At 45.0% G+C, this 25,064-nt stretch carries 16 protein-coding genes, 1 riboswitch and 1 other annotated feature; of the genes, 6 read left to right on the top strand and 10 right to left on the bottom strand.

The window, feature by feature from the left end; translation table 11 throughout:
* Positions 1 to 47: 47 nt before the first annotated feature.
* A riboswitch (SAM riboswitch) is annotated at positions 48 to 176 on the bottom strand.
* A gap of 245 nt (positions 177 to 421) precedes the next feature.
* Positions 422 to 649 (top strand): hypothetical protein, encoded by a 228-nt coding sequence (locus ASD40_RS19575; RefSeq protein WP_057304830.1) that lies wholly within the window; start codon positions 422 to 424, stop codon positions 647 to 649.
* 302 nt (positions 650 to 951) lie between these two features.
* A complete protein-coding gene (gene corA / locus ASD40_RS19570; protein WP_057304829.1) occupies positions 952 to 1,887 on the top strand; it encodes a magnesium/cobalt transporter CorA in 936 nt (311 codons plus the stop codon).
* Positions 1,888 to 1,962: 75 nt separating this feature from the next.
* Here the strand turns inward: corA and tyrS are convergent, their stop codons facing one another.
* Both tyrS and ASD40_RS19560 read right to left on the bottom strand, forming a co-directional pair.
* Positions 1,963 to 3,222 carry a tyrosine--tRNA ligase gene (gene tyrS, locus ASD40_RS19565; RefSeq protein ID WP_442952680.1) on the bottom strand — a complete coding sequence of 420 codons (1,260 nt, stop codon included), beginning with the start codon at positions 3,220 to 3,222 and terminating at the stop codon, positions 1,963 to 1,965.
* Between the two features lie 52 nt (positions 3,223 to 3,274).
* Positions 3,275 to 3,543, bottom strand: a binding site (T-box leader).
* Positions 3,544 to 3,595: 52 nt separating this feature from the next.
* Complete coding sequence (locus tag ASD40_RS19560) at positions 3,596 to 4,609, bottom strand: HRDC domain-containing protein (protein WP_057304828.1); 1,014 nt, start codon at positions 4,607 to 4,609, stop codon at positions 3,596 to 3,598.
* Positions 4,610 to 4,809: 200 nt separating this feature from the next.
* Here ASD40_RS19560 and ASD40_RS19555 point away from each other — a divergent pair, with 200 nt between their 5' ends.
* Entirely contained in the window at positions 4,810 to 5,103 is a 294-nt protein-coding gene (locus tag ASD40_RS19555) for a DUF3055 domain-containing protein (RefSeq protein ID WP_029194108.1), read from the top strand.
* A 56-nt stretch (positions 5,104 to 5,159) separates the two neighbouring features.
* Positions 5,160 to 5,468 (top strand): hypothetical protein, encoded by a 309-nt coding sequence (locus ASD40_RS19550; protein ID WP_235549312.1) that lies wholly within the window; start codon positions 5,160 to 5,162, stop codon positions 5,466 to 5,468.
* Between the two features lie 209 nt (positions 5,469 to 5,677).
* Here ASD40_RS19550 and ASD40_RS38710 read toward each other — a convergent pair whose 3' ends face one another.
* The 5 genes from ASD40_RS38710 to ASD40_RS19525 all read right to left on the bottom strand — a co-directional run bounded on the left by ASD40_RS38710 (position 5,678) and on the right by ASD40_RS19525 (position 17,954).
* On the bottom strand, positions 5,678 to 12,058 hold the full coding sequence (locus ASD40_RS38710; protein WP_082562300.1) for an S-layer homology domain-containing protein: 6,381 nt from the start codon (positions 12,056 to 12,058) through the stop codon (positions 5,678 to 5,680).
* A 24-nt stretch (positions 12,059 to 12,082) separates the two neighbouring features.
* Positions 12,083 to 13,642: an extracellular solute-binding protein gene (locus tag ASD40_RS19540; RefSeq protein WP_057304827.1), complete on the bottom strand. Its 1,560-nt coding sequence runs from the start codon at positions 13,640 to 13,642 to the stop codon at positions 12,083 to 12,085.
* A 12-nt stretch (positions 13,643 to 13,654) separates the two neighbouring features.
* The gene (locus ASD40_RS19535; protein ID WP_057304826.1) at positions 13,655 to 14,716 is read right to left on the bottom strand and encodes an SGNH/GDSL hydrolase family protein; all 1,062 of its coding nucleotides are present in this window, start codon (positions 14,714 to 14,716) and stop codon (positions 13,655 to 13,657) included.
* 186 nt (positions 14,717 to 14,902) lie between these two features.
* Positions 14,903 to 16,303, bottom strand: coding sequence for an extracellular solute-binding protein (locus ASD40_RS19530; protein WP_057304825.1), 1,401 nt, complete (start codon positions 16,301 to 16,303; stop codon positions 14,903 to 14,905).
* Positions 16,304 to 16,469: 166 nt separating this feature from the next.
* A complete protein-coding gene (locus ASD40_RS19525; RefSeq protein WP_057304824.1) occupies positions 16,470 to 17,954 on the bottom strand; it encodes a tagaturonate epimerase family protein in 1,485 nt (494 codons plus the stop codon).
* 176 nt (positions 17,955 to 18,130) lie between these two features.
* On the opposite strand from ASD40_RS19525, the gene ASD40_RS19520 reads away from it, so the two are divergent.
* Positions 18,131 to 18,982, top strand: coding sequence for an AraC family transcriptional regulator (locus tag ASD40_RS19520; RefSeq protein ID WP_057304823.1), 852 nt, complete (start codon positions 18,131 to 18,133; stop codon positions 18,980 to 18,982).
* 102 nt (positions 18,983 to 19,084) lie between these two features.
* A complete protein-coding gene (locus ASD40_RS19515; protein WP_057304822.1) occupies positions 19,085 to 20,059 on the top strand; it encodes an aldo/keto reductase family protein in 975 nt (324 codons plus the stop codon).
* Between the two features lie 49 nt (positions 20,060 to 20,108).
* On the opposite strand, the gene ASD40_RS19510 is transcribed toward ASD40_RS19515, so the two are convergent.
* From ASD40_RS19510 to ASD40_RS19500, 3 genes are all read right to left on the bottom strand, one after another.
* Complete coding sequence (locus tag ASD40_RS19510; protein ID WP_414858793.1) at positions 20,109 to 20,942, bottom strand: 5'-3' exonuclease; 834 nt, start codon at positions 20,940 to 20,942, stop codon at positions 20,109 to 20,111.
* 177 nt (positions 20,943 to 21,119) lie between these two features.
* Positions 21,120 to 21,662 carry an NADPH-dependent FMN reductase gene (ssuE, locus tag ASD40_RS19505; RefSeq protein ID WP_057304820.1) on the bottom strand — a complete coding sequence of 181 codons (543 nt, stop codon included), beginning with the start codon at positions 21,660 to 21,662 and terminating at the stop codon, positions 21,120 to 21,122.
* 161 nt (positions 21,663 to 21,823) lie between these two features.
* The gene (locus ASD40_RS19500; protein ID WP_057304819.1) at positions 21,824 to 24,988 is read right to left on the bottom strand and encodes a glycosyltransferase family 39 protein; all 3,165 of its coding nucleotides are present in this window, start codon (positions 24,986 to 24,988) and stop codon (positions 21,824 to 21,826) included.
* Positions 24,989 to 25,064 lie beyond the last annotated feature (76 nt).

The following is a 25,064-nucleotide window of genomic DNA, read 5'->3' as shown; positions in this document are numbered from 1 at the left end:
TCTCTGGAATCAGAGAAAGGCCAAGGAAAATCAAAGTCAATGTCCTTCTCTTATCTCCCAGATTCGCTTTAAACAGCGTTTCCGCAAGAATTAGCACCGTGCGTCCCTTTGCTTGCAAAGGTTTGTCGGTTGCCGGGTGTCATAGGGCTAGTCCCTCCACCTACTCTTGATAAGAAAATGTAACGTATGCGATTAAAATTATCATACTATAAATTCATCCAAAGTCAAGGCGTGAAACACTTGTCAAGCGAAATTAGGGCAAAGAATTTGCAGCGGTTTGTCCCCTTAGGATACGGTTGATACAAAATGTCTCAAATAATAATGTTTAAGCCATCTAAAAAACGGGTTATATGATATTAAAACACTAATATATATAACAACACTCTACTAATAAATCATATCTCATGAAAAGAGGTCACCTATGTCAACCCAAACGATCGATAACTTTTCCGCTTTTGCTTCATTAAACCGATTTTTCACTCTGATTGAAACCACAAAACCAACCATTCAGCAAGCAGAGGATGCTGCGGCCCTGTTATGCCGTATCTACGGTGCAAACAGTGAAGAAGAATTGCTGCAGCGCGGTGATCCTGAATTAATTGAGATTTACAAAGAAATTAAAAATAAAATTTTAAATGCCGCCATGTGAGTCATGGCGGCTATTTTTTTGACACCGACTGACCGTTATTCCCATACTTTATCTTAACAACACTTTACCAGTTTCTGCAAACTTTTATGGCTTGAAACGTGATATATGAAGGGTTATACTAGACAAGTATTCGACACGGACGAAAAAGGAGGGCATACGTTTGGACGGAGAACCGAGGAGTAGAACCTGCAAGGATCTTAAACAATTTAATAGTGTAGGAATGCAGTCGGTTATTCCTTCATCCGGAGCCTTGCTCTAAATGATGAACTAACCGGCTGATTCCATTCAAAGGGGTGGATCAGATGAAAACACGGTGGGTTCAGAATGGCATTTTTACGTTGGTTGATGACGTGACTGTCGCCCTAACACCTCCAGAAAGAGGCTTTTATTGGATTGATGCAGGGGTAGAGGACTTAGAGATCCTTCAACCTTTGTTCCATCTCCATGATTTGGCCGTGGAGGATTGCTTAAGCGAAGAGGAACAACGTCCCAAAATTGAGTTCTACGATTCCCATTATTTTATTGTTATTAATAGTATTCGATTTGATGATGAAGAAATTTTCCTTCGCGCACTTAATCTATTTCTAAGCAAACATGTCATTATTACCGTTACTAGACAAAAAATCAATGAACTTCGAGCTTTGAAACCTTTTCTCTGGGAAGAGGAAGTAAACAGCGCCGATCGTTTCCTATACCATCTGGTCGATCTTGTCGTCGATAATTATGTGGCGGTCGGTGACCGTATCGAGGCCAAGATTGAAAAGCTGGAAGAAGACATCCTGGTGGCAACGAAGAAGTCGCATTTGAATGAAATTATCGGTCTTCGATCAGAGATTCTATGGCTCAAAAAAGTGCTGGTTCCTCAGCGAGATGTCATTGGAACACTTGGCAAGAAAGAGCTTAGACTGATTGACCATCAGCTGCAAAAATATTTCGGAGACATTTATGAAAATGCCGTAAAGATCGTGGATACGTTTGATACGCTGCGCGATCTCATGGGCAACTTACGAGAAGCCTATCAGTCTAGCGTCGCTAACCGCGCGAATGAAATCATGCGCGTTTTCACAGCAACATCGACGATTTTCATGCCTTTGACATTCATTACCGGCGTGTTCGGAATGAATTTTGATAACATTCTCGGGCTTCATGTGGCTCATGGCGATGAAATTGTGTTGGCATTCATGGGTGCATTGGGCATAGGCATGTATGTATTATTTCGTAAAAAAGAATGGCTATAGGTACTTTTTGATCGTAGAAAGAGTGAGGGCTTCTTGGAGCAGAATGCTGCTATCAAGGAGCCCTTTCTGTCCTGCTTAAATCAACTTAATTTTAACAAACTTCCGTTTCCCCACCTGAATAATATCCCCATCCTTTGGGGTTATTTGTTCATGAATATGGGTGATCTTCTGTTCATTGATCTTCACTGCCCCTTGTTCCACACTGCGTCTTGCTTCCCCGTTGGAAGCTTGCAGTTCTAGTAAAACGAGAAGCTTAATGATGGAGATTTGGCCTTCTTCCAGCTGGCTGATACTTAGAGTCATTTCTTCGATGTCTTCGGGCAAAGCTCGCTTTTGGAACACGGTTATAAAATGCTGTTCAGCTTCTTCTGCTGCCTGCGTACCATGATACATTTGCACATATTCCTTAGCCAGCTTCATCTTGGCATCTCTCGGATGGATGGCACCTGCTTCTAGCCCTCGTTTGAGATCATGCAGGGATTCATTTGAGATGGTCGTTGTTAACTCGTAGTATTTGGTCATGAGCGAATCCGGAATCGACATCGTTTTGCCGAAAATTTCGTTAGGAAGCTCATCGATACCAATGTAATTCCGTAAACTTTTGCTCATTTTTTGAACACCGTCCAAGCCTTCGAGCAGCGGCATCAGAATCGCTACCTGACCATCTTTAATCTCATAAGCACTTTGGAGCGTTCGGCCCATCAAAATATTGAAGGTTTGATCCGTTCCGCCTAGCTCAATATCACTTTCAAGAGAAACCGAGTCATAGCCCTGCATCAAAGGATAGAAAAACTCATGAACATGAATCGGCTGATTAGCCGCGTATCTTTTGGCAAAATCGTCCCGCTCCAGCATGCGCGCAACCGTTACTTTACCTGCTAGCTTCAGCACATCTTCGAATCTAAGCGCTCCAAGCCAAGATGAATTGTAGTAAAAAGTGGTCTTGGTCAAATCTAATATTTTGGACAATTGCGTCTGATACGTTTGCGCATTGTGCTTAACATCTTCCTCTGACAGCTGTTTGCGCGTCTCTGACTTTCCGGTAGGATCCCCGATGCGTCCTGTGAAATCTCCGATAATGAGTTGAACCTCGTGTCCCAAATCTTGAAATTGACGCAGCTTCTGCAAAACAACAGTGTGACCAATATGAATATCGGGTGCAGATGGATCTAAGCCAAGCTTTACTCTTAACGGCTTTCCTGTAACCACAGCGTGCATGATCTTTTGCTTGAGTGCTTCCTCAGGTACGATTTCGGCAGCACCCCGCCCAATGATAAGCAATTGACGTTCCACTTCCTGCTGCTGTATTTCGGTAAGCTGATCCCATATCAACATCGTATTATCCTCCTCATCATGTTAAATACAAAAAAGACAACCTGCGCGTCCACAAAGGGACGAGAAGGTTGTCTCGCGGTACCACCCTAATTAAAGAGAAGGGTTCGCGCTCTCATTCGCAAATTTCTCTTTCACTTAGATACATAACGACAAATGAATGCCGGGTAAAAGCTACTGATGCCCTAACGAGCATGTTCCCTTAACCAACTCAGAACTGTAATTCGGAGCCATACTTGCATCGGTTTGCACCCTACACCGACTCTCTGCAGCAGCGGCATTTCTCCTACTTCGGGCATAGCCCATGTTCGTCATCGCTTTAATTGATATTTAGATTATTGACCATTTAATCATATACTCCTAAGCAATGTCAATACTAGCTTGCAGCTTGAGAAGCAAACCTTTCCTTCTCCCTGCGGAAGCGCAAACGAAGCAAGCGCAGCCACTCATAGGCGCGGTCAAGTTCTTTGCCTTTGAGCTCCTCCGTGCCGATGATGCGCTGCAGCACCGGCTTCAGGTAGCGGTCACCTTCCGATTCGAAGGCGTTCCAGGCTTTGATTTGCTCTTCTTCCGGGATCGAAGCAAGCTCCGCTTCCACAAGCGGATCCATATCGTATCCCTCTCGCTCCAAATCCTCCACCCAAAGCAGCAGTTCCCTGCGTGGCATCGTTAGCACTGCTTGCAAATCCGCCAAGCTTCCTCCGCCAGCAACAATCTCAAGAAGTTTGCGCTTGCTAACCTCACGGTCAAGCTCCGTACGCAGCTTTTGCTCCTTCTGTGCGTGGAGCCAAGCCTCAAACTTCACTGTGTCTACGCTTTTAGCCACCCAATCTAATGGGAAGCCATTCGAACGAGTATACTCAGCGGTGAGATTGAGCACATCTGCCGCGTACATGGTCGTCTTCTGCTCACCGAAGCCAGGAATTTGCTGCAGCTCTTCCTTACTCTGAGGCAGGAAGACGGAGATCATGCGAAGGACTCGGTTCGTGGCAAGAATATACGGTGCTTTCCCCTCGCGGGCAGCTTGTTCGCGCCTCCAAGCACGGAGCGTTTCGTACACTTCCTCACTTGGATTTTCTTCGCAGTAGTAGGTCAGCATCTGTGTCATTCTAGCTTTGCCTGACAGTCCTTGCGCTGATTCCAAATCCGTACTAACAAGCGGACGGTAACCAGAACGAACTTTATCCCTCAGTCCCTGGCGGAAAGCACTCAGCATCTCATCCCAGCTTACCCCCTGATACCACTGATCTTGCTGAATTTTGCCAGCACTATCAGGCTCATTCCAATAGACATTCCAAATGCCTTGTTCTTCCCCAATCGACACCTGGGCCGATGTAACGCGATGATCCCCCGCTTCTTTCTCCAATGTGTTCAGAAATACAATGTTCATGCCTTCTCCTCCAAACGGTAGCTAAAAATAGGTTCAGAAAAACGAAAAAGCACCTCTTCAGCAGTTAGCTGAAAAGGTGCTTCCCTTTTTCTAATATCCAAATCATACCATGTTTGTCAGATGGGCGCAAGATATGTTTTGTTGACGAGCTTTTTTCGGTTATAATGGGGTACATACTAGAAAGAGAATGGAGGGCCTTCATGTCTGATTATGACTTTTTATACGACCATCAGGAAGAAACAACAACACGGTTCGTTTGCTTCGTTGGCAACGCATTGCACCGATTTGATCTCGCAATTATGACGACGTCCCGTTATTTCGGCAAAAAGCTTGTTATTGACTTGCAATCCGGACGCAGCGCTGTTATTGGCCCAGATGATCTAGCTGAAGAAGGATATTTGGAGCATGTGTATAAACTGAATGAGGAACAAGCGCAAGAACTTAATGAATTCCTGTCACAAATTATTGGTTCCATTCATTTCACGGATATTTAAGCTGTCTGCGGGGGAAACTGGAAAAAGCATAGCAACCTGATAAGGAGGCTTTATCCATGATTGACGAATCCCCCCAATTAGCTAAGAAAACTGAAGCGAAAGGCTTCATCCCTGAATACCGCGATGACTTCACTGATCTAGAGACGGTTGAGTCGCAGCGTAATGACCTAATTCCAGAGGAATTCCCAGAAGGTCCATACGGCACTAGCCTAAATACAGAATCGCTGGGAAAGAGCTCACCATGGCGTAAGGATCAACGCCCGCCTAATCAATTTTCTTACGAAAATCACGAGCTGCATGAAGGCATTAAGCGGGACTATCCAGGTGAAGACGATTATCGAAATGAACCTACAAATGAAGAATAAACTCTTATAAAAACAAGCGAGCCAAACGTTGATATTACAAACGTTTGGCTCTTTGTTTGTTTGTTTGTTTGTTTCGAGATTTGAAATCATCGGCAGTAAAACGCTACTTTTATAGAAAAAAGAAAACTTGCTTACGATAAGCCACAAGTGTCAGCATTAAAGGTTTGCCAATATGAAAGCGGAGAACCTACTGCGAAGGTGACTCTTCCCTACCGTGTAAAAGAAAGTACAGGCAGCATTTTGGATAACATAACCGCACTTTGTGCACGGGTCGTAACATCCGAAGGTGCAAAGCTACCGTTCGAAATGCCTTCCATTAGGTTCATTCCGGTCAAGCGGTTAACTGCCTCTTGCGCCCAGTCTGCTATTTTGTCTTGATCCATAAATATGGGCTGTTGGTTGGCTGGCTCTTGATCTTTGCTGCCTGCGAATTGTATGGCTCGATAGATCATAAGCGCCATCTCCTGCCGACTAATGGTTCCATCAGGACGGAATGCGTTATTTTCATAACCGCTCACAATTCCCGATCCTACAGCCGCTGCAAGGGAATCACGATACCAAGCATCGCTCGGGATATCTTCAAAGCTGATCTTGCCTGATAATCCTGCGGTATTCTCCAAACCTAGAAAACGGGTAAGGAGCACAGCGAATTCAGCACGTGTAACAGGTACATCCGGATGAAATTCCTCCGAAGACACTCCTTGAACAATTCGTCTATTGGCCATTTTCTCAATGTCATCCTTGGCCCAATGCCTCTGGGTATCCTTGAATGAAAGATGATGGTCTATCAGCATGTAAGTACTGTTCGTTCTACTGTAAATCATCACTTCATTGCCCTTTACAGAAAAAGGTACCGGCTCGTAGCTAACTTTGCCATTGCGATCAGTCGAAACGCGGACAGCAGCCAGATTCCCATCTTGTACTGGGATTTCCGTTTTGATTACCCTAGCTACATATTGGGTATATGAATCGATATTTATCATTTTCCCATCCAACCCAGACACTTGTACTGTAAAATCGATGACACCAAGTACCTTTAATCCGGATGATTCAGCGTGCTGCTCAGCGCTATCATTCCCGCTGATGATGATCTCAAGCTGCATGTTCTCCAGATTCGTGTTCAATTGTGCAGCCCACTGGATGATGTTAATTTGATCACTCGGCAGCAGATACGTTCCCAGCTTGGTATTAACAGAAATCGTCTGAATCGATTTGATGGCGATAATTTTTTGCAGTGATTTACTGTTCAGCTTTACATTTACCTGTTCGACTTCACCGCTATCAACCGTGATGGCAAGCAAACTTGAGTCTGTGTTTTGCAATGCATTATCAATCTGTTTTTCATTTACACTTGTAAACGCTATCCGTTTATCACCAACGGTTTTTATTTCCGTAACTCCTATATCAGCGTGGCTGCCGGTTGGCGGCTCGGAAGAGGAGGTTCTCCCCAGGTTCTGATCGCTTGGGTCAGCGTCGGAGGAAGGTTCTTCTTTAATTGGCGGTTCATCTTCCTCCACAGCCGTCACACTTGGAGCTTTCAGGTAGTTCGTACCGCTGTTTTCTAGTATATTTCCTCTGAGCACAATATTAGTCCCCGCTTGAAGATGAATGCCATTTGCGTTCCCAGTAATCGTATTATTCAAAATCTGCACGTTCAGCGGATCGCCTTCACCGATATAGTTCGCTTTTTCATCCCCTTTGTCATGCTCTAAGAGGATAGCCCAATAATTGGGCGCCGTATTATTGCGAATTATGTTATTTCTAATCATCGTTCCTGGCCCGTTCAAGACATTAATACCTGAAGCCCCATCTATATTCGTCGTGTTTTCAATGATATTGTTCGCAATGATCGTATCCGGTGTACCCATCGTAATCACAATACCTTCTCGAGAATTTCGGATGATATTGTCATGGATATGGTTTTTGGGACCGGACTTACTATGATTACTTGGCGCTGTACCCCCTGTATTACCAAGACCAACAGCTCCACCCGTGATAATATCGGTAATCAAATTTCCGTATATGTCATTTAAATATTCCAGTTCTCCATGAAGATCAATCGCATCCAGCTTGGTCCTAGTAAACTGATTGTTGCGTATGGTGTTGTTATGCGCGACAAATTGAACGAGCGCTCCATGTCTTAAGTAAGGCCCCTCAAAAGACGAATTTTCCACCAAGTTCCATTTTGTATCATTGTCATACCCTAGCCGATTTACCTTCGCCATACCTTGGATTGCGACTCCATACCCTGACCCGCCTGGCCCTACATCAGTGGCATTGCGGAAGGTGCTGTTTCTTACAACGACATCATGACTGTTATCAATGCGAATTCCCATACGAGTAAATTTTTCAACCTTTACGTGATCTATGGTGATGTTGTAGGAAGGATATTCGCCATAGTTCGAAATAGCGATCATGCTGTCCGGTCCGCCATTTGCCGGATTGTTTACCGTATGATCTGTTGTATAAGCGCCCGCCCAAGTGGAGGTTAGTGTTAGATTGGAAATAACCAGCTCATGCTGATTGGCTGCTTTTAATACCGTGCTGTTTTTAACTTTGTTAAGAGCCGTTTTCAACACTGTACTGGATTCACTTTCACCACGGAGGTTGACCCCCGTTTTCAATAATAGATTTGTAGTTCCGTCAGGAGCTGCATTCAAATTGTACGTTCCATTCGGCAGATAGACTTCGTCACCTTCAACAGCTGCGTTGATAGCCGCCTGAATGGCAGAACGGTCGTCAGCAGCGTTGTCTGCAGGACCCGCACCATAATCCAACACATTTATAACCCTGCCTGATGTTACATGGGGCATATGAATAGGATGGTTCGTGCCATCCGCATTTGTCATCCCCGGCTCGGTAAAGGGCACAGCCCCCGGCGGCGGTCCGGGTACCACATAAGGAATATGGGCAACCGGCGTATCCCCGTTAGCGAATGGAGGATACACATGAACGTCCGTTATGCTTGTGAATGTGCTGCCATCCGAATTGCCATGGCCTGTAATTCGCACGTATCTGGCATCCGTATCAGGAATATCAAAGGCTTGCATAGTCGTAGTAGTGCCCTTACTGGAGCCGCTGAATCGCTGTGTCCAAGTTGTTCCGTCTTCAGAGGTCTCGATTTCGAAATTCGTTGATCGCACATCCCCCTTATAAAATCCAATACCAACATATCCGACGCGTTTGATGTCGTCCAAGTCGTACATAATCCATTGCCCATCACCCGATGAAGACCAACGTGTGTACGAATTGCTGTCCATCGTGTTAATCTCAATGTTTCCATCGCTTCCGCTCGCGGTTACACCGATAACCGGTAGGGGTGTCAGCGGTGCCGAAAGCGTTGCTCTGCTAAAAGTCAGCGGAGACGTACTGATATTCCCTGCTGCGTCTACTGCTTCAACTTTGAACGTATACACTGCTCCTGGACTCAACCCAACAGCGTTATAAGAAGTGCTTCCATTTACCGCTGCCAGCAGTGTATTATTTTGGTAAATCCGATATTCAATAACTTTCATATTATCTACTGCAGCTGGCCAATACAAGTTGATGAAATCAGTCCCAAGGTTAGACACTGCTAAATGACTGGCGCTCAGCCATGAGGGCGGTGTGTTATCGTTCGAGATATCGACGATCTCCTTAACAACTAATCGAGGTCTTGGATTACTCGTACCGTTAGCTTCCTTCGAATAGAGGTTTAAGGAAATACCCGTGTTTTCCGCATCTCCCACTACAAAGGCAACCTTGCCTTGGGTCAAATGGCTTCTGACATAATCGGATACATCCACACTGTACAATTCCGGGCTGGATCCTTTATCGGTCGACACCGTGAATTTGCCAATAAAAGCGGCATCAGCCAGATTATTGACCGGCGAGTTGCCCCATGTTAGACCTGTTTCCATCCATTCCGTATTCTCGATCCCATAAAGTGAAAGCTCCACATTGGTGTTGGAGCTGCCTCTTTTCCCGGCCACTTGAAATATATATTTGTAATCAGGATCGCTCAAGCCGGACAAATCATATTTAAAATAAACGTATTTTTTATTTGTGCTTCCTGAGGAAACACTAAATAGTCCGGCGCTTGTGCCCGTGGCTGAATTAAAATTCATACCTGCTTTGCTGCTGTCAATGAGTGCATCATCCGTTGGTAGTGGACTGCCTATTTCATTTTCAACCACCGTTCCAGGTCCAGAAGGTCGCTGTGGTACCACTGTTATTTCACTATCCGTATATACCTGCTGATTGACGGAGGTTGTCACGTTTGCCCGTATTTTCGTTGTACCCGGACCTACAGCTGACACCAATGCGCTTGTCAAGCCTGACGAGGATACGGTTGCAACACTACTGTCATACGTTATCCATGTCACCGTTTGTGTTACGGTATCATTCGGCGTAAGCGATACAGTCAATTCCTTTGACCCGTTAACCTCCATTGTGAAAATGGAAGGATCCAAAACAGCTGAAACATTCGGTCCAGTCGGAGCAGGAGGATTAGGATTTGTTGGATTGCTGGGTGCATGGCCGTCTTTGTATAAAATGTGATCTGTCACGGTCCTGTTCTTAACATACTGATCCATGAATGCCCATGCTTCCGCATTGGCTGTTTCTGATGCTGTTCCTGTGAACCCGTGGCCCTGCCCAGGGACAACTTTGAAGTCAACAACAGGAACACCCGCGGCTGTTAGTTGATTGGCAAATGTAACGCTATCTGTATAGGGAATCGTAGAATCCGCGTCCCCGTGCCGGATCCAGAATGGCGGATCATCCGGAGATGCATACGTACCGGGCATCGCAAGTCTCGCTTGATCTGGCACAGTGAAGGCTTTGTTCCCGCCTAGAAGCGCCGTTACTGAGCTATAGTTATTCGCAAAAGCAGTTGTGAAATCAGCAGGCCCAAACCAGTCAGCCACTGCTTGCACTTTATCTGAATATTCCTGCCAGCCTCCTGAGCCTTCCAGATCTGGCACATTTACCGTATTTCCATTATCGAGAACCACCTGATCACTCGTTAAGAGATCCCCTGAAGTACCGAGCAGCGAAGCAAGATGGCCTCCCGCTGAAGAGCCCCATACACCGATACGGTCAGGATCAATATGGTACTCAGCGGCATGTGCTCGCAAATAACGAATGGCCAGTTTCACATCCTGAATTTGGGCCGGATAAGGCGCTTCAGGAGTGAGGCGGTAGTCTAGCGAAACGCCGATATATCCTCTCTTGGTCACATATCCGCATATGTTAGCTAGCGCTTGTTTCCTGTCCCCGTGATTCCAGCCTCCACCATGAATATAAACTACGACAGGCAATGGAGCAGCAGGCGAAGTTTCGGGCACTGCAATCGACGTATATAGGGGGCGGTTGCCCGCTGTTCCTATTTCAACATCTTCATACAAAGTAACACCATCTGGTACTGGAAAAGGTACCGGGTCCGTGGATGGCGGAGGTGTGGGCACTGGTGTAACAGCAGGCGGGATTCCCGGAATAGCTTGCCCTGTCATTGACACACTGTCCATGTACATATTCGCCTGCATGGGATCTCCCACTCTGAATCTTATCTTAAGGTTAGCGTTGTTGTTGGCATCCGCTCCTAATGTCCACGTTTTCAGTTTGTTGGATTCGCTGTTTTTTTGCTCAGCAGTGCCTTGTGCTAGCTTGAATTCTTCTAAAGTCGTCCAACTGCTTCCTCCGTTCCCCGACCACTCCACGACCATACTTCCGCTAATATAAGAGGATGCTCTTGTAAAATAGCTCAGCTTAATGTTTCCATATCCAGTCGTATTGAGCGGTAAAGCTAGTGCATCGTTAGAATCAATTTTGACAAAATTGGGTAGCGATGGAGCACTTGTTGAAGTTGATGTTTTGGCGGCGCTTCCCCCAGCGCCTTCCTGTAACCAAGGGGACGGTATGGATACACTGCCCTCTGAACCGTAATTATCAGGATCATCGAAATTGTCGGAGAAAAATTCGATTTCTGGTCCTTCGGGCTGTGGGGTTGAAGGTGCTTCCGGTGTACTGGAAATAGCTGTGCCACTAACTACCACATCATCGATATAGATGTTGCCTGTTAGTGCTGAGTCCACGCTGAATCTCACTCTAACATCCGGAAGATTATCAATAGGTGTGTACGTTGCTGCCGTAATGGTGTACGTTCTTTGTGCGAAAGAGCCCTGCGTTTTATTAATGGGATCCAAAGCAAACCAATCGGAACCTTCGTTTGCGGAATACTCCACTTTTACGCTGCCTGCTGTGACACTTGCTTTGTACCAGTAGCTCAACTGAATATTTTGGTATCCGAGCGTACTAAGCTGCAGGCTTAGCGAATCGGTAGCATCTACTTTTATCCCATAGGTACCTGTATGCATGCCGCTGGTTGTCGTCTTCACCAGACTTCCGTTCAGACCCTCTTGCGCCCACTTGGATGGCGATGATGTCGGGACAGCAACGCCGTTACCGTATTCAAAGCTGTCATAAAAGATTTGTGTGACTACCGGTTCAACTGAAAGCGATTTCATTTCAAACATTGGTGAAACAACGGTCATCAGCAGAATTACGCATAATGCTATACGTATCTCAATACTTCGCAGTAAGTACTTCATTTATCACCCTCGCTTTCCTAGTTATCAGTTCTTCGTTCTCGATAGATTAACGCCATCATTTTTGTTAAATCTTTCCGTAGCTTCTCTGATGACATCATTGCCGCCTTTTTGCTTCCACTCTTCTAAAACTTTCGGATAGTCCGAGATCGGTTCCTTTCCATAAACCATTTTCAAAACATGTGTGAGAATAACAGGCGGAAGCTTATCTCCCGTTGGCGAAAGATCAGGATTTTTCAAATATCCCTTCAGCTGCGGATCGAACTGGATACCGTCACGTCCTTCTTTGGCCAATACCGTATCATACATTTTCATCAGACCTTGCCCCTCAGGCGTAAGACTCAAAGTTCCTTTGTTATATGTCGTATCCTGAACTAACCAAAGTAAAATTTGTCTATAAGTCTCCTCATCTACATCCTTAGCATTCGTTGGCGCTTTATAATTGAGTTTGCCGTTCTCTTCCGTGTAATTCTCACCTTTAATACCAAAGGTAAAAAATTTCTCCGCCTCGTCACTAACCATCCAATCGAAAAATTTAATGATAGCCGCTGGATCCTTTGCACTTTTATTAATCAAATAAGCTCTAGTCACGTTACCGACAAGCCGCAATCCGCCCTTGCCGTCAGGTCCAGTTGGAGATGAAATCAATTTCATCTTCCCGGTTGCCACGTTTTCTCTCAACTGCTGATCCCATTGAATCAACAAGTTGGCATTCATGTTCCATATCCCTGCTTTTCCGGCTAAAATATCGTTTTTGAACTTGGTCGGATTGATGGTTTCAAACTCTTTATTCATCAAGCCTTCATCCACCATCGTTTTATAGGTTTGAATGGCCTTTTGCATATTTTCTACGTTAAAGAACTTAGGAACGATTTGATCACCCTGCTTCATAAAGAAGTTACCGAAAACATCATAAGCCCCGAAGAAAGCATCCGCATATACGAAATCTTCTCGTCCCATATATGGATTCTCAACACCTAGCTTCTTGAACGCACGCATAACGTTGAGGTAATCATCAACCGTTTTGGGCTCTGGCAGGCCTGTTTTTTCTAATAAATCTGTACGGATCCAAGTCGCTCTTCTGGACGGATTCGATAACCACTCTGGTATCGCGTAGATATTCCCTTTGGCGTCCGTTTCTTTTTCCCATGCTTCTTTTGGTATTTTTTTCAAAAGGTTCTTGCCGTGCTTTTCTAATAAATCGTTTAAAGGTAGAAATACACCAGCCTGCACCGACCCTGCCAATTGCGGATTCGTCAAGCCAGAGCTCGCCTGAACAACATCGGGTATATCATGAATGGCGAACATTTGGATCATCTTTTGATCGAATTCTTTGTGAGACATTAATCGGATGTCCAAATCTGTATTCGTTAGCTCCTCCAGCTTCTTTACCCATTTCTCTTCGTTAATGTTCGGATGATTTTCCGCGTACGAAATATTCCCGGACCGGAAGGATATCGAGAAGGCTGCCTTCCCACCCTCAGGCTTGCCTGTGGTTGCTGTTTCCTGCTTCCCTGCCTGCGAGCATCCTGCGGTTGCGGCAAGCAAAGATGCACTAATTATGGATAAAAGCCACTTCTTTCTCATATCAATCTCCTCCTATTTGGAAATGACTCCATGTTTCACTTGCGATTCTCGCAGCTTATTTACAGTTGGAAGCATGAAACCTGCCAACTTCTCTCCCATTCGAATATGGCCATAATCAGAAGGATGAATGAGATCGCTGGTCAACGAAGTAAAGTCATCCACGATCTCGCTCCCGTCCAACAGGTGTAGGAAAGGGTGGCTTCTATTTGCTGTATATTGCGCTAAGATTTCGTTATAGCGTCTTTCGGCCTCGCTGTAATCATGGTTATAATCACTGAAATACGTAGCCCGATTTGGAAAAATATGGGTCAGAAATACAGGCTTCTCCGGGTGCCTTTCAATGATACGGTCCAGTAAATAGGATGTACGTCTTTCAAATTCCTCCGTAGGAACTACCGCTCGCATGTTGACACCGATCTCAAGATAGACTATATCCCAGTCATTGCGTTCCGCAATATGATCGGACAACTCCTTTTCGCAAAAGCAGGATCCGCTAAGTCCCAAGTTACATGCATCCATTTCTAGACGTCGGGCAGCTTGCTGTATATAGCCGTTGTAATGGCTTAAAGCTCCTGCCCCTTGCGTTATCGATGAGCCATAAGCTAGAAGTGTCAACTGAGGCATCTCATGCTTATAAGGTGGCCTCACTTCAAACCCGAACGCGTCGATATCATAGAATACAGCACTAAACCGTTCAAAGAAAATGCGCCAAACATTAGAAGAGAACGCCCTATTGTTCAGTTTCTCCGGGATTACTTGAGCAAACCTTTCAGGCTCTTCCAACTGAATGGTTGTTGCAACCCCCGCCTCTAACTGATGAGAGGAATGGAAAAAGTCGCCTTTGAACACCAGCACTTTACCGTTCGTATCCTGCGAAGCCAGCACCACTTGTACATACTTCGCTTCTGTAACAAATCGAAGCTCGCAGCCGTTCGACTGCACCGCTTTCGTTCTGCCCTTCTCCGTTAAGCTGTGACGAACCTGCTTCGGAAAGCGGTGCAATCGAAGTCCCGGCAGGTATGGCAGCTGTTCAAGTTCAGTAACATTGTGAAAATAAACACCACTATGCTGCATTAGTTACCCCACCTATCATTTCACTTTATTTCTGACTCGTATCTAACTCATATATTTATGATATCATCAATGTAAGCGCAGCCAATATGGTTTTCTTTGGTTCGACTTGTGATTTTATGGGGTGGAAATAAAAAAAGTACAAGCTCTTTGGATGAGCCTGCACCTGTGTTTACCTATGAAAAACCCTTAGGAGGAATGAATGATGTTGCTTTCTTTAGCTTCGATCAACAATTGTTCCAATCTGGAGCTAAGCGCTGCACTATTTTGCAGACCCGATAAAAATAACATAATATCACGCTGGATGCTTTTTAATTGGTAATTGGTGAGGCCCAATTCCGTAATTAGCCGAAACGTCGGGACTATTTCCCTGTATAGAAAAAATCTAGACGGTCGATACCCCGACTCCTCTCCTTCCCATTCCATGGCACGTCGGTGAGCGGTAATATTCAACGTTTTGCGACGAAGCAGTAATTGAATCTCGTAGGAGGTCAAAAAATCGACCAGCAGCTTTGCTGCCTCTTTGTTAGAAGACCGGCTGTTAACAGCTAGTCCATTAATAATGAGCAGCGTACTTGAATCCTGCAAACCCGGCAATGGGGAGACCTCAAAGGAAATGTTAGAATTTCGCAGCTGATTTAAGAAAAAATAGGTTGTCATAATAACCGAAACTTTTTCTTCTAGAAAAAGTGCTTCCGCATCGGCATTGCTTTCCGAAAGAATTCTCGGAAATACATCCAGCAGATCTCTGCATGCTTCTAGGCTTTCTATGATCTTGCTTCCATGCAATCGGTAGTTTCCGTTATCGTCGGTCTGAAAGGTTGTTCCGCTCTGCAGCATAAAGATCGGCCAGCGGTTACGGGAGGGCAAATAAAAATAAAAGCCAAACCGTTCATTCTTCACAGATAATTGTTGACCATATGTAAAAAGATCACGCCATGCCCAATTACTATTCGGCAGTGGAACTTGAGACTGTTCGAAATGCTTTTTGTTATAGCACAAAACGACAGGCGAATAATTAAATGGCCGAACGAGCGTGTGACCTCCTTGTTGAAACGGTTCCGTTAAAAACGGATACAAATCATCCATTTGCTCAATCGGCTCCAATAAATGGGTACAGTCATTTTCCACGAAATCCTGAAAATTATTATTATTAATCATTACACAATCGAGGAGCTCCGCTTCCATATATTGCTTCAATGATTTGGAATAGCTGCCCGAAGGCAGTTCTATTGGATGTACAACAATATGCGGGTATTGATTAGCAAACACAGCCAGCATTTCTTCCATCTCGACAAGTCCGGCAAATGATTGGACATAACCAAATTTGATAACCGTCTTTTGTTCGGAAGAGGGACTTATTATCCTATTTCCTACCCTGGCAATTTTCTCAATAAATCCTTCCTCTACGAGAACTTTAAGACCGTTGCGAACGGATGCATTGCTGAGCTCGAATCGCTTTTCCAGATCACTTTCAGAAGGCAAGTAGCTGCCGATAGCCGCTTTGCCAGACAAGATTTCTTGACGAAGCGTAACAATCATATCTTCCAGCCGAACCCGAAAATGTTTGCGGCTTAATCTCTTTTGCATGCAGCAACCTCACTATCTGACTGTCTAACTCTCACTTGTTTAATCATACTTAAATCCTTACGGGTCTACAAGCGATGGACGAATATGCTCCTACCGAGAATCGGCTCCTCTCCGACTAGATACCTAATAAAAAGCCGACCTCCGCATCTGGAGATCGACTCTATAATTATTTACCCAGCAGCTCTAAATGTCTGCCAATATGATAACGAAGACCTTCAGCAAAGGCATCTTCTTGTTCCGCCAACGTCTGGAAGAATTCGTCAGCAAATTGTTTGCTGCCATCGGCATTCTTCGATTGAAGCAGCAAGCCGTACGTGATGTGCAGCAGTTGGCGAGCATTATTTTCTTCCATATAATCCGGCAGACCAGCATCCGTCACTTCACCCAGTGGAACGATAGCGTTAATATCAGTTGTCACATGATAGTAAGCTGTAGCCTCACTGAAATGATCAAGCGCATATTGATGCATGCGGCGGTATAGGGAAGGATTTACCTTCGCTACGACACGTACCGCTTCGAGCCAGTTCGTTCCTGCTGTTTTGATATGGAACAGGCCGTTCGTGTACTGCCCGATGAGTGGGAATACACTGAATTTATCGCTGCCGGAATGAATACTAAGCTTGTATTCGAAATGTACAGCAATCGCGGCATGGCTAGCTAATTCACGTTCAAACTGAGCGATATCGCCGATATAGTCAATTCCCTTCTGGAATTCCCCGCAGAAGCGCGGCGCCATGCTGAAGATCGTAACTCCACGGTCGCGAAGCTCGTTAGCTACCAAATAATGCGCTTCAGGAGATGTCGGCGTAGCCGTTTCATCAATAGAGATTTCAAAATCGACTGCGCGATCAAGCGTCGCGATATACTTACGGAAGATAGCTTCCATGAAATTAATTGCTGCGTCGTAAATCAGCACATCTTTCTGTAAAGCTTGACGTGTATAGTTAAGAGTCGCTCCAGGAACATTAGCTGCTGTTTCAAGGTAACGCTTTTCATAATGATTACGCAAACTAGCTGGCAGCTGTTCATATTTTGCTGCGATTTCCGCTTCAGACATAGATTCAATGGTATTGTCGATATTTTCCGAGCAATCAAGTGTCAGCATCGTAAAACCAAGACGCAGTGCGTACTCGATGTCTTCTTCCTTCTTCAAATGGTCACCGTCTGCACCATACCCATCTTTATAGCCCTCTTGGAAAACAGCATAAGCAGCCGCATCCAAAACATCCTCATAGGTTCGGCCTGTTAGCGCAAGTTCACGAATACTTTGCTGTGCTAGCACTGGGCGAATGTCTTTGCCGCGAATCGTTTGAATATGTCCAGGGCTTGCAATACCAAGTCGATCACCTAAACCCATTGTAGCTACTTGTGTACCAAATGCCTGCGGAGCCGTATATGGAAGGAATTGGTTAAGCGTAAGACGATTTTCGTGAGATAAAGAAGCTACTTTACCGCCATCCACGTTTTCCCCAATGAGTTGGTCGTATAGTTCTCCCTCGCCTGCAGCGATAAGCTTCTTACCTGCCGCTGTTCGCACCATTAAAAGGGAAGTATTACCTACTTGTGTAAAAGATGCTGCATACACTTTCACATCCGGTGAAGAAAATGTCGTTATATTTCCTGATTTAATAGCTTCGATAAGCTGTTTCATTGTGTAAATCCTCCCTTGTTATGCAAGCGTTTACTCATTTCTCATAGCTCAATCATATCGCAAGGTACGAAAATTTTCTCATCATCTCTTCTTATTTTTCGTTAAAACTATTCATATTTTTCACTAAAATCATGCTATACTTCAAATAATCATTGAGAACCAAAGGAGTCCTACCTATGTCTATGTCACGAACTGTCACCTTCGGCAATGAAGAAGAAGGCCCATTTTATATCCAACATATTCATCGTTCTGGTTCCTTCGAGAGGACTCAACACATGCATGACATGTACGAGCTTTACTATTTGTACGAAGGTGAGCGTATGTACTTCATTCGTGATCGCTCGTATCTCATCCTTCCTGGGGACCTAGTGCTTATAAATCGGCGTGAGCTTCATGCGACATCAGACTCGGACAACTTAGGACATGCGCGTGTAGTGATTAATTTCGATGATAGCTTTTTAGCGAGTGCCAAAGAGGATGCTCCATTTCTTCTCGATGCTTTCACACATGCTACTCCTGTTCTGCGATTAGATCTGCCTACTCGGCGTTTAGTCGAAGACATTCTGGGTAAATTGATTCATGAAGCGAAGGAGCCTCAGCTTGGGCAAACTTTCGCCTTGCGTCAATATTTGACTGAGCTTCTGCTGTTTACAGCACGCTTCGTCCTTATGCATCCGTCTACATCTCCCGAACACATTTCACCACTGCATCGGAAAATTTCCACCATCGTGAGATTTATCAATATTCATTATCCTGAACCTATCCGTCTGGAAGAGCTGGCTGAGCAATTCGAAATCAGCCCGGCTTATTTAAGCCGGATGTTCAAGGAAATTACCGGATTTTCGCTTATTGAATATGTGAATCTCGTTCGTGTGCAAGAAGCGCAGCGACTGCTGACAACTACGAAACTTAAAGTTATTTTGATCGCTGAGCAGGCAGGCTTCGGGTCACTTGTACAGTTCGGACGCGTCTTCCGTCAAATGACCAAAACGACACCTCTTCGCTATCGGCAATCGGCGGTTACTTAAGTTAAAGTAACTAAGTGAACAAATAGTGCGTCATTGTCAAGCTAACCTCTCCACTCTTATAATGACTTCAATGCAGCATAATGAGAGGATGGTAAACATTTCATGAAGTATAGAAACGTGGGTCGCAGCGGGTTAAAAGTAAGTGAAATTAGCTTGGGGAGCTGGCTTACCTACGGAACAGCCGCCGAACAAAAGGCAGCAGATGCTTGTATCGCGAAAGCTTTTGAAAGTGGCATTAATTTCTTCGATACAGCTAATGCTTACAATCGTGGCGAGGGCGAAAAAGCGATGGGGGCGGCGTTGAAGCCCTATGAGAGGTCAAGCTATGTGCTCTCGTCGAAGGTCTACTTCCCGATGGGTGATGGTCCGAATGATCGAGGTTTATCCCGTAAGCACATCTTCGAGCAGTGTGATGCGAGCTTAAAGAGATTAGGTGTCGACTACATTGATTTATACTTCTGCCATCGCTATGACATCCATACACCGCTGGAAGAGACGCTTCGCGCTTTGGACGACTTAGCTGCTCAAGGTAAAATTATGTACGCCGCTGTCAGTGAGTGGAGCGGTGCCCAAATTACCGAGGCAGCTGGTATTGCCGAGCGTTTGCGCCTAAGACCGCTGATCTCTAATCAGCCGATTTATAATATGTTTGAGCGCTATATCGAGCGAGAAGTATTGCCTGTGTCAGCGCAAAAAGGATTGGGTCAAGTTGTGTTCTCGCCGCTTGCTCAAGGCATTTTAACCGGTAAATACAAGCTGGGACAGCCGATTCCGACTGAGAGTCGTGCCGCTAACGACTCCGTAAATGGTGTCATTAACAGCTATTTGAATAACCAAGTGCTTCAAGTTGTTCATGAGCTGGAGCAGGTTGCTCAGCAGCTCCATATCTCTCTCGCACAGCTCGCTCTAGCATGGGTACTCCGTCAACCAGGAATAAGCTCTGCGCTCATCGGTGCGACTCGACCTGAACAGATCGAAGAGAATGTGAAAGCCGTTGATGTTGTTCTTGGAACCGAGACACTGGAACAAATCGAAGTCATCCTCAAACAAGTAGCTAATTTCTCACCTGCACGTTAAAAATAAAAAGGGACAGGACCATTAGCAGCCCTGTCCCTTCCATATGATTTTATCCAATTAATCTCATCAAGCCCTTGAATTCCAATTCCTCGAACTTGCTAATGACCTTTTCCCGCTCCATCGACCAGCCGCATTCCTCAAGCGCACAAGCGACAGGCGCATCCAAACGAATCGTAGCCAAATCGCGTGATAAATGCAGCATGTCGATCTCCGCCTCAATTTTGGCGCGAACACCTTTCGGCAGAGCCGCTAGATTTTCCAAAATCCCGGCGATGTCCTGATACTCCATGAGCAGTTTGGTCGCAGTTTTCTCACCAATTCCTTTTACCCCCGGATAGTTATCCGCCGTATCTCCTGTTAAACCCTTCAGATCGATAATTTGAGCAGGTGTTAGACTTTTCTCTTCCATCAAGGTTTCCAGCGTATACACCATATAGTTGGATTGACCTTTTTTCATAATAATAACTTCCGTATTCTCATTTACAAGCTGCAGCATATCGTGATCACCTGTGAGAATCTGCACCTTCGTAGATGGACTATATGTACTTGCCAATGTGCCTATGCAATCATCCGCCTCGTATCCGATAACACCCACGTTCGGTATGTTAAAGCTGGCCGTTACTTCCTTCACTAAATCAAATTGAGGGATCAGCTCTTCCGGAGCAGGTCCGCGATTCGCTTTGTAATTATCAAATTTCTCCGTACGAAACGTCTTACTTCCCATATCCCAGCAGCAAACAACATGTGTAGGTTTGAACGTCTGAATCGCATCTAGCAAATATTTAAGAAAACCATAAACCCCGTTAACCGGCATACCGGCACTTGTTCTCATAATGTAACCACTGGAAGAAGTGGCGTAATAACCACGAAATAATAAAGCCATGCCATCGACAAGCAGCACAGATTCAGATGATGTTTCGGACAAAATAATCGCTCCTATTCTATAAATCATAACGTATAAGTTCTACGACTAGTATAGCATGGGAAGGGTTGGTCCGAACACAAAAAACCACTACTAGTAAAAGGTACCAGAAGCGGTTTTCGATGATTTATTTGTTTTTTAACGGCTCGTATGCCATTTAATCTCTTGAATAAATTCAGTCACAGATTCTTGCAGTCGATCTGCAATTTCATCGTCTAATATAGCTTGTCCTTGATCGCCCCACGTTACTTGCTTATCAAGCACGTAAACCCCTTGCAGAATGTTCTGAGCACCTAATGCAGACAGCACCGGTTTTAAAGCATAATCGATAGCTAGCAAGTGAGATATCGTCCCTCCAACGGCTAGCGGAAGCACGACTTTGCGCTCGAGGCCTTTTTGCGGGAGAAGGTCAAGGAAAGCTTTTAGCACACCTGTGTAAGAGGCTTTATATACCGGCGTAGCAACGAATACGGCATCTGCCTCCGCAACATGCGCGTTCGCTTTCACAATGGCTTCGCTATCAAATTTGGCATATAACAAATCCTCTGCCGGAATGTCGCGTACTTTAATCCATTCCACTTCCAAGCCCGCTTTCAATAGTTCACTTTTGGCCACTTCGATAACGCCATGCAAACGGGATGTAGGTGTTGGACTTCCTGAAATAATTACAACTTTAGCCATGTGATTCACTCTCCATTAGGTTTGGGATGAAAAAAAGACTCCGCTGCCTTTGCTCTGTACAAAGTGGGAGTCTCCTGTTGATGGGTCGACTTTTTTTAATTCACAGTAATTTACTTGGGTTTATATTACCATTGCCTTTTAGGAACGTCAATACTTTTTGTCTAAAAGAAATTCCAACCCGGCAGCCACCGGAGGAAGAAGGAATATTTGGATGGAATGATCATCCCCGAAAGGATCGGATAGAAGAGAACAAACAGAACGAATACGGCAATTAAATATCCGTAAACCCATCTTCTTTTATAAAGCGGTCCTTCTTCTAAATACTCTTTGATGTAATAAGTTAAGATCAGTACAAGGAATGGTACCATCGCGAAATAGTGATAAATAAATGTGAGCCTTGGCACTAAGATCCATGGTAAATACTGCGAGCAGTATGCGATTAGCAGCATCCGCAGCAGCTTATCTTTACGTGTAACTGCTACATAAAACGAAAGGATAACGGCAATGAAGCCCGGCCACCATACTAACGGATTCCCGAACGAGACGATGCTCGAAAGCATGCCTTGCGGCATGAGCTTAGCTTGGTAATACCATATCGGACGGAGCATCATCGGCCACTCCCACCAAGGGGAAGAGAAAGGATGCGTCGCGACCAAATCTTTATGATATTTGTACATATGCACCTGGTAGGTGACCACATCCTTCAGATTGTGCCCCGGTCCGGGAACCATCATGAACGGAATATAGGATAACGTATAAACACCTAGAGGAATGATGACAAATGTGAGTATGCACCAGAGTAAAGTAAACAACGTGTTTCGTATGAAAAGCTTCTGCACAAGCTGCAGCCGGCTGCGCTCCGGTTCTGTAAGTGGAGATTCATTCTCCGCCTCGAGCAGCAAACTTCGTGCGAATCGATATTCCCCGAACCGCTCTAATAAAGACAAAAGCAGCAGCACGGCAAGACCTGCACCGCCATAGATAACGATCCACTTGGATGCAGCTCCAATTCCGAAGAAAAGACCTGATAGTCCTAAGGGAATTAACGTGGTCCAAAGCTTTTCTCTGTAAAAGCTAAGCGTTGTGTAGCGATACATGAAATAGAACATCAGCATGATGAAGAATACGCCGTAAACATCTATCGTCGCGATTCGCGTCTGCGCAAAGTGCATGAAATCAAAGGTAAGCAGGAAAGCAGCGATAAAGGCATATTCCGAACGGCCAAACATTCGCTTAGCGAACACGTACATAATAGGAATCATGCCGACGCCGAACAGTGTTCCGATGATTCTCCAGCCAAACGGATTCAATCCAAACACATAAATGCCAATAGACATTAGTACTTTACCAAGCGGTGGATGCGTGCTTTCATACGGCTCTATTTGATGAAGATGCTCATAAGCGGTTCTTGCATGGTAGATCTCATCAAAGTACGACCCATTCATATATGTAGGCGTATAAGGTACTGTCGCAGGTTCATCGAACAAATTAGCTGTCTTACCTTCATCAGCCGCGTTGACATCTTGTTCCGAAACCTTAGTAATTGGCAAAATAGCCGTGTTGCCATCTCCAAAAATACCAATTTCATGAAGATGAAGCGCCGCTCCTTCCTGCGCATCCATGACCATTTTAACGTAACGCGCATCTTTCTTAGGCTCAACTGTGTTCCAAGTGAATACCTTGGTGTGGTCGGATTTCACTGATATTTGATCCTGCCACTGCGTACCGTCCTGTGAAAACCAGAACGAATAAGCCCCTTCACCAACACCTGCAAAAGTGTTAATTCTCGTAATGTTATGCGAGCTTCCGAGGTCGGCAATGACCGTTTCGCCTGCGATTGTTGGCTTCCAGAACGTTGTAGGAGCCTTATGCCCACCTAGATGGAACAAAGCAATTATCGTATAGACCAACACTAAAGCGCCAAGATAAAGCGCATCCTTTTTTGTGAAAAAACGTCCCCTTGTGCTTCTTTCGACCTCATCCCTACTTGATTTGAAAATCGCATTCCACCGTTCGGATTCTGTGTGAATTTCTTGCTTTGTTGGCAGCAGAGCTGGCTCCTCCACCTTCTGTTCTTCTTGTGATTCCACGAAAAGCCTCCATCCCAATAAACATGCATAGGCAAACATCATAACATTGATGGCCGAAACGACCAACATCAAAGGATCATATCTCGGAATGTGATAATCCTGATGAAAACTGCGTAAAAGTACATCAGCTATATTTATAAAATGAGTGATGCTAAAACCGATAAAGAGCCCCAGGATCCGGCGATCCTTTATGTAAATAAAGCTGGTCAGCGCGAGCAATAACCCATAGTGCAAATAGCGCTCGTGCATTTTGGTCATACATATGAAAACAGCCGTGATAAATAAGAAAGCCACATATAGTAAGGCGCCACGCCGTCCTTTGCTGCGAATATATAGAAAGCAAACATACACGATGGATAGCGCCATAAGCACCCACCCAATCAATTGGTAAGAGATGTGCAGGATACTGCTATTCAAATCGATAAAATTGCCACCTAAGAGTGCCATAAGATTGAAAGCGTTCAAGGAGGCGTATGGATAAGAAGATAAAGTGCCAGAGTATAATGCGATCAACCAGCCATACCCTCTGCCAACGGCAAAAGGGAGTGAAATCACGGCCATCGTTGCAGCTCCGCTTAGAACACTCAACAACAATACCATCATGCTGCGCTTTCGTAAAACGTCGATAAGTAGAAAAATACCGAAAAGAAGTGCCTGTGGCTTAAGAAGAAGAGCTAATGCTATAAAAACCGCGGCTTGTGGGAGCTTCCCCCGCTGTTGCAGTAACAAAGTTGCAAGAATAAATAACATAAAAAAGGAGTCAACCTGTCCCCATATCGCGGAGTTCGACCAAATCGCCGGATTGAAGGCAAACAAAGCAGCAATTAAAATGGCTTGTATCCATGTTCGTGCCCCACCTCGTCGACTAACTGCTAGCAGATATAAGAGGTAAGCTGTGACTATGTCAGCCAGAATGGCAGGAAGCTTCAGAATGACCAGTGACCCTGCACTCTCCCAGGGAATCGACAGCTTGTGGTGCAGTAAGCCAATGAGGTATAGGACATACATATACCCAGGAGGATAATCAAGAAAGTAATCTTTGGCGTTCGTGTACAATCCGGATAAACCTACTGAATAGGCGCGATCCGCCCACGCTAGGAACGTTCGTACGTCAGTATCATAACCTACCCAGAGGGGAGCTAGATATAATCTTAATAATAACGCGGTTAAAAGCAGTAAACCCAGAAGAAAGAATTTATGGGGAGCCCCCCACAATTGCTTGAACCAGCTTACCATGTCACATCTCCTTAGATTTAGACTACTACCATTATACCTGTCCACTCTCTTGCAGAAAAGGAAAAAAGCACCGACT

This window comes from Paenibacillus sp. Root444D2 (assembly GCF_001426375.1).
In the GTDB taxonomy this organism is placed as follows: domain Bacteria; phylum Bacillota; class Bacilli; order Paenibacillales; family NBRC-103111; genus Paenibacillus_E.
This window is presented reverse-complemented; position numbering and strand designations above follow the sequence as displayed.

Coding starts and splice junctions, on each gene's coding strand:
- ASD40_RS19575 (WP_057304830.1), top strand. CDS start 422: ATGTCAACCCAAACGATCGATAACTTTTCCGCTTTTGCTTCATTAAAC.
- corA (WP_057304829.1), top strand. CDS start 952: ATGAAAACACGGTGGGTTCAGAATGGCATTTTTACGTTGGTTGATGAC.
- tyrS (WP_442952680.1), bottom strand. CDS start 3,222: ATGTTGATATGGGATCAGCTTACCGAAATACAGCAGCAGGAAGTGGAA.
- ASD40_RS19560 (WP_057304828.1), bottom strand. CDS start 4,609: ATGAACATTGTATTTCTGAACACATTGGAGAAAGAAGCGGGGGATCAT.
- ASD40_RS19555 (WP_029194108.1), top strand. CDS start 4,810: ATGTCTGATTATGACTTTTTATACGACCATCAGGAAGAAACAACAACA.
- ASD40_RS19550 (WP_235549312.1), top strand. CDS start 5,160: ATGATTGACGAATCCCCCCAATTAGCTAAGAAAACTGAAGCGAAAGGC.
- ASD40_RS38710 (WP_082562300.1), bottom strand. CDS start 12,058: ATGAAGTACTTACTGCGAAGTATTGAGATACGTATAGCATTATGCGTA.
- ASD40_RS19540 (WP_057304827.1), bottom strand. CDS start 13,642: ATGAGAAAGAAGTGGCTTTTATCCATAATTAGTGCATCTTTGCTTGCC.
- ASD40_RS19535 (WP_057304826.1), bottom strand. CDS start 14,716: ATGCAGCATAGTGGTGTTTATTTTCACAATGTTACTGAACTTGAACAG.
- ASD40_RS19530 (WP_057304825.1), bottom strand. CDS start 16,303: ATGCAAAAGAGATTAAGCCGCAAACATTTTCGGGTTCGGCTGGAAGAT.
- ASD40_RS19525 (WP_057304824.1), bottom strand. CDS start 17,954: ATGAAACAGCTTATCGAAGCTATTAAATCAGGAAATATAACGACATTT.
- ASD40_RS19520 (WP_057304823.1), top strand. CDS start 18,131: ATGTCTATGTCACGAACTGTCACCTTCGGCAATGAAGAAGAAGGCCCA.
- ASD40_RS19515 (WP_057304822.1), top strand. CDS start 19,085: ATGAAGTATAGAAACGTGGGTCGCAGCGGGTTAAAAGTAAGTGAAATT.
- ASD40_RS19510 (WP_414858793.1), bottom strand. CDS start 20,942: ATGGCTTTATTATTTCGTGGTTATTACGCCACTTCTTCCAGTGGTTAC.
- ssuE (WP_057304820.1), bottom strand. CDS start 21,662: ATGGCTAAAGTTGTAATTATTTCAGGAAGTCCAACACCTACATCCCGT.
- ASD40_RS19500 (WP_057304819.1), bottom strand. CDS start 24,988: ATGGTAAGCTGGTTCAAGCAATTGTGGGGGGCTCCCCATAAATTCTTT.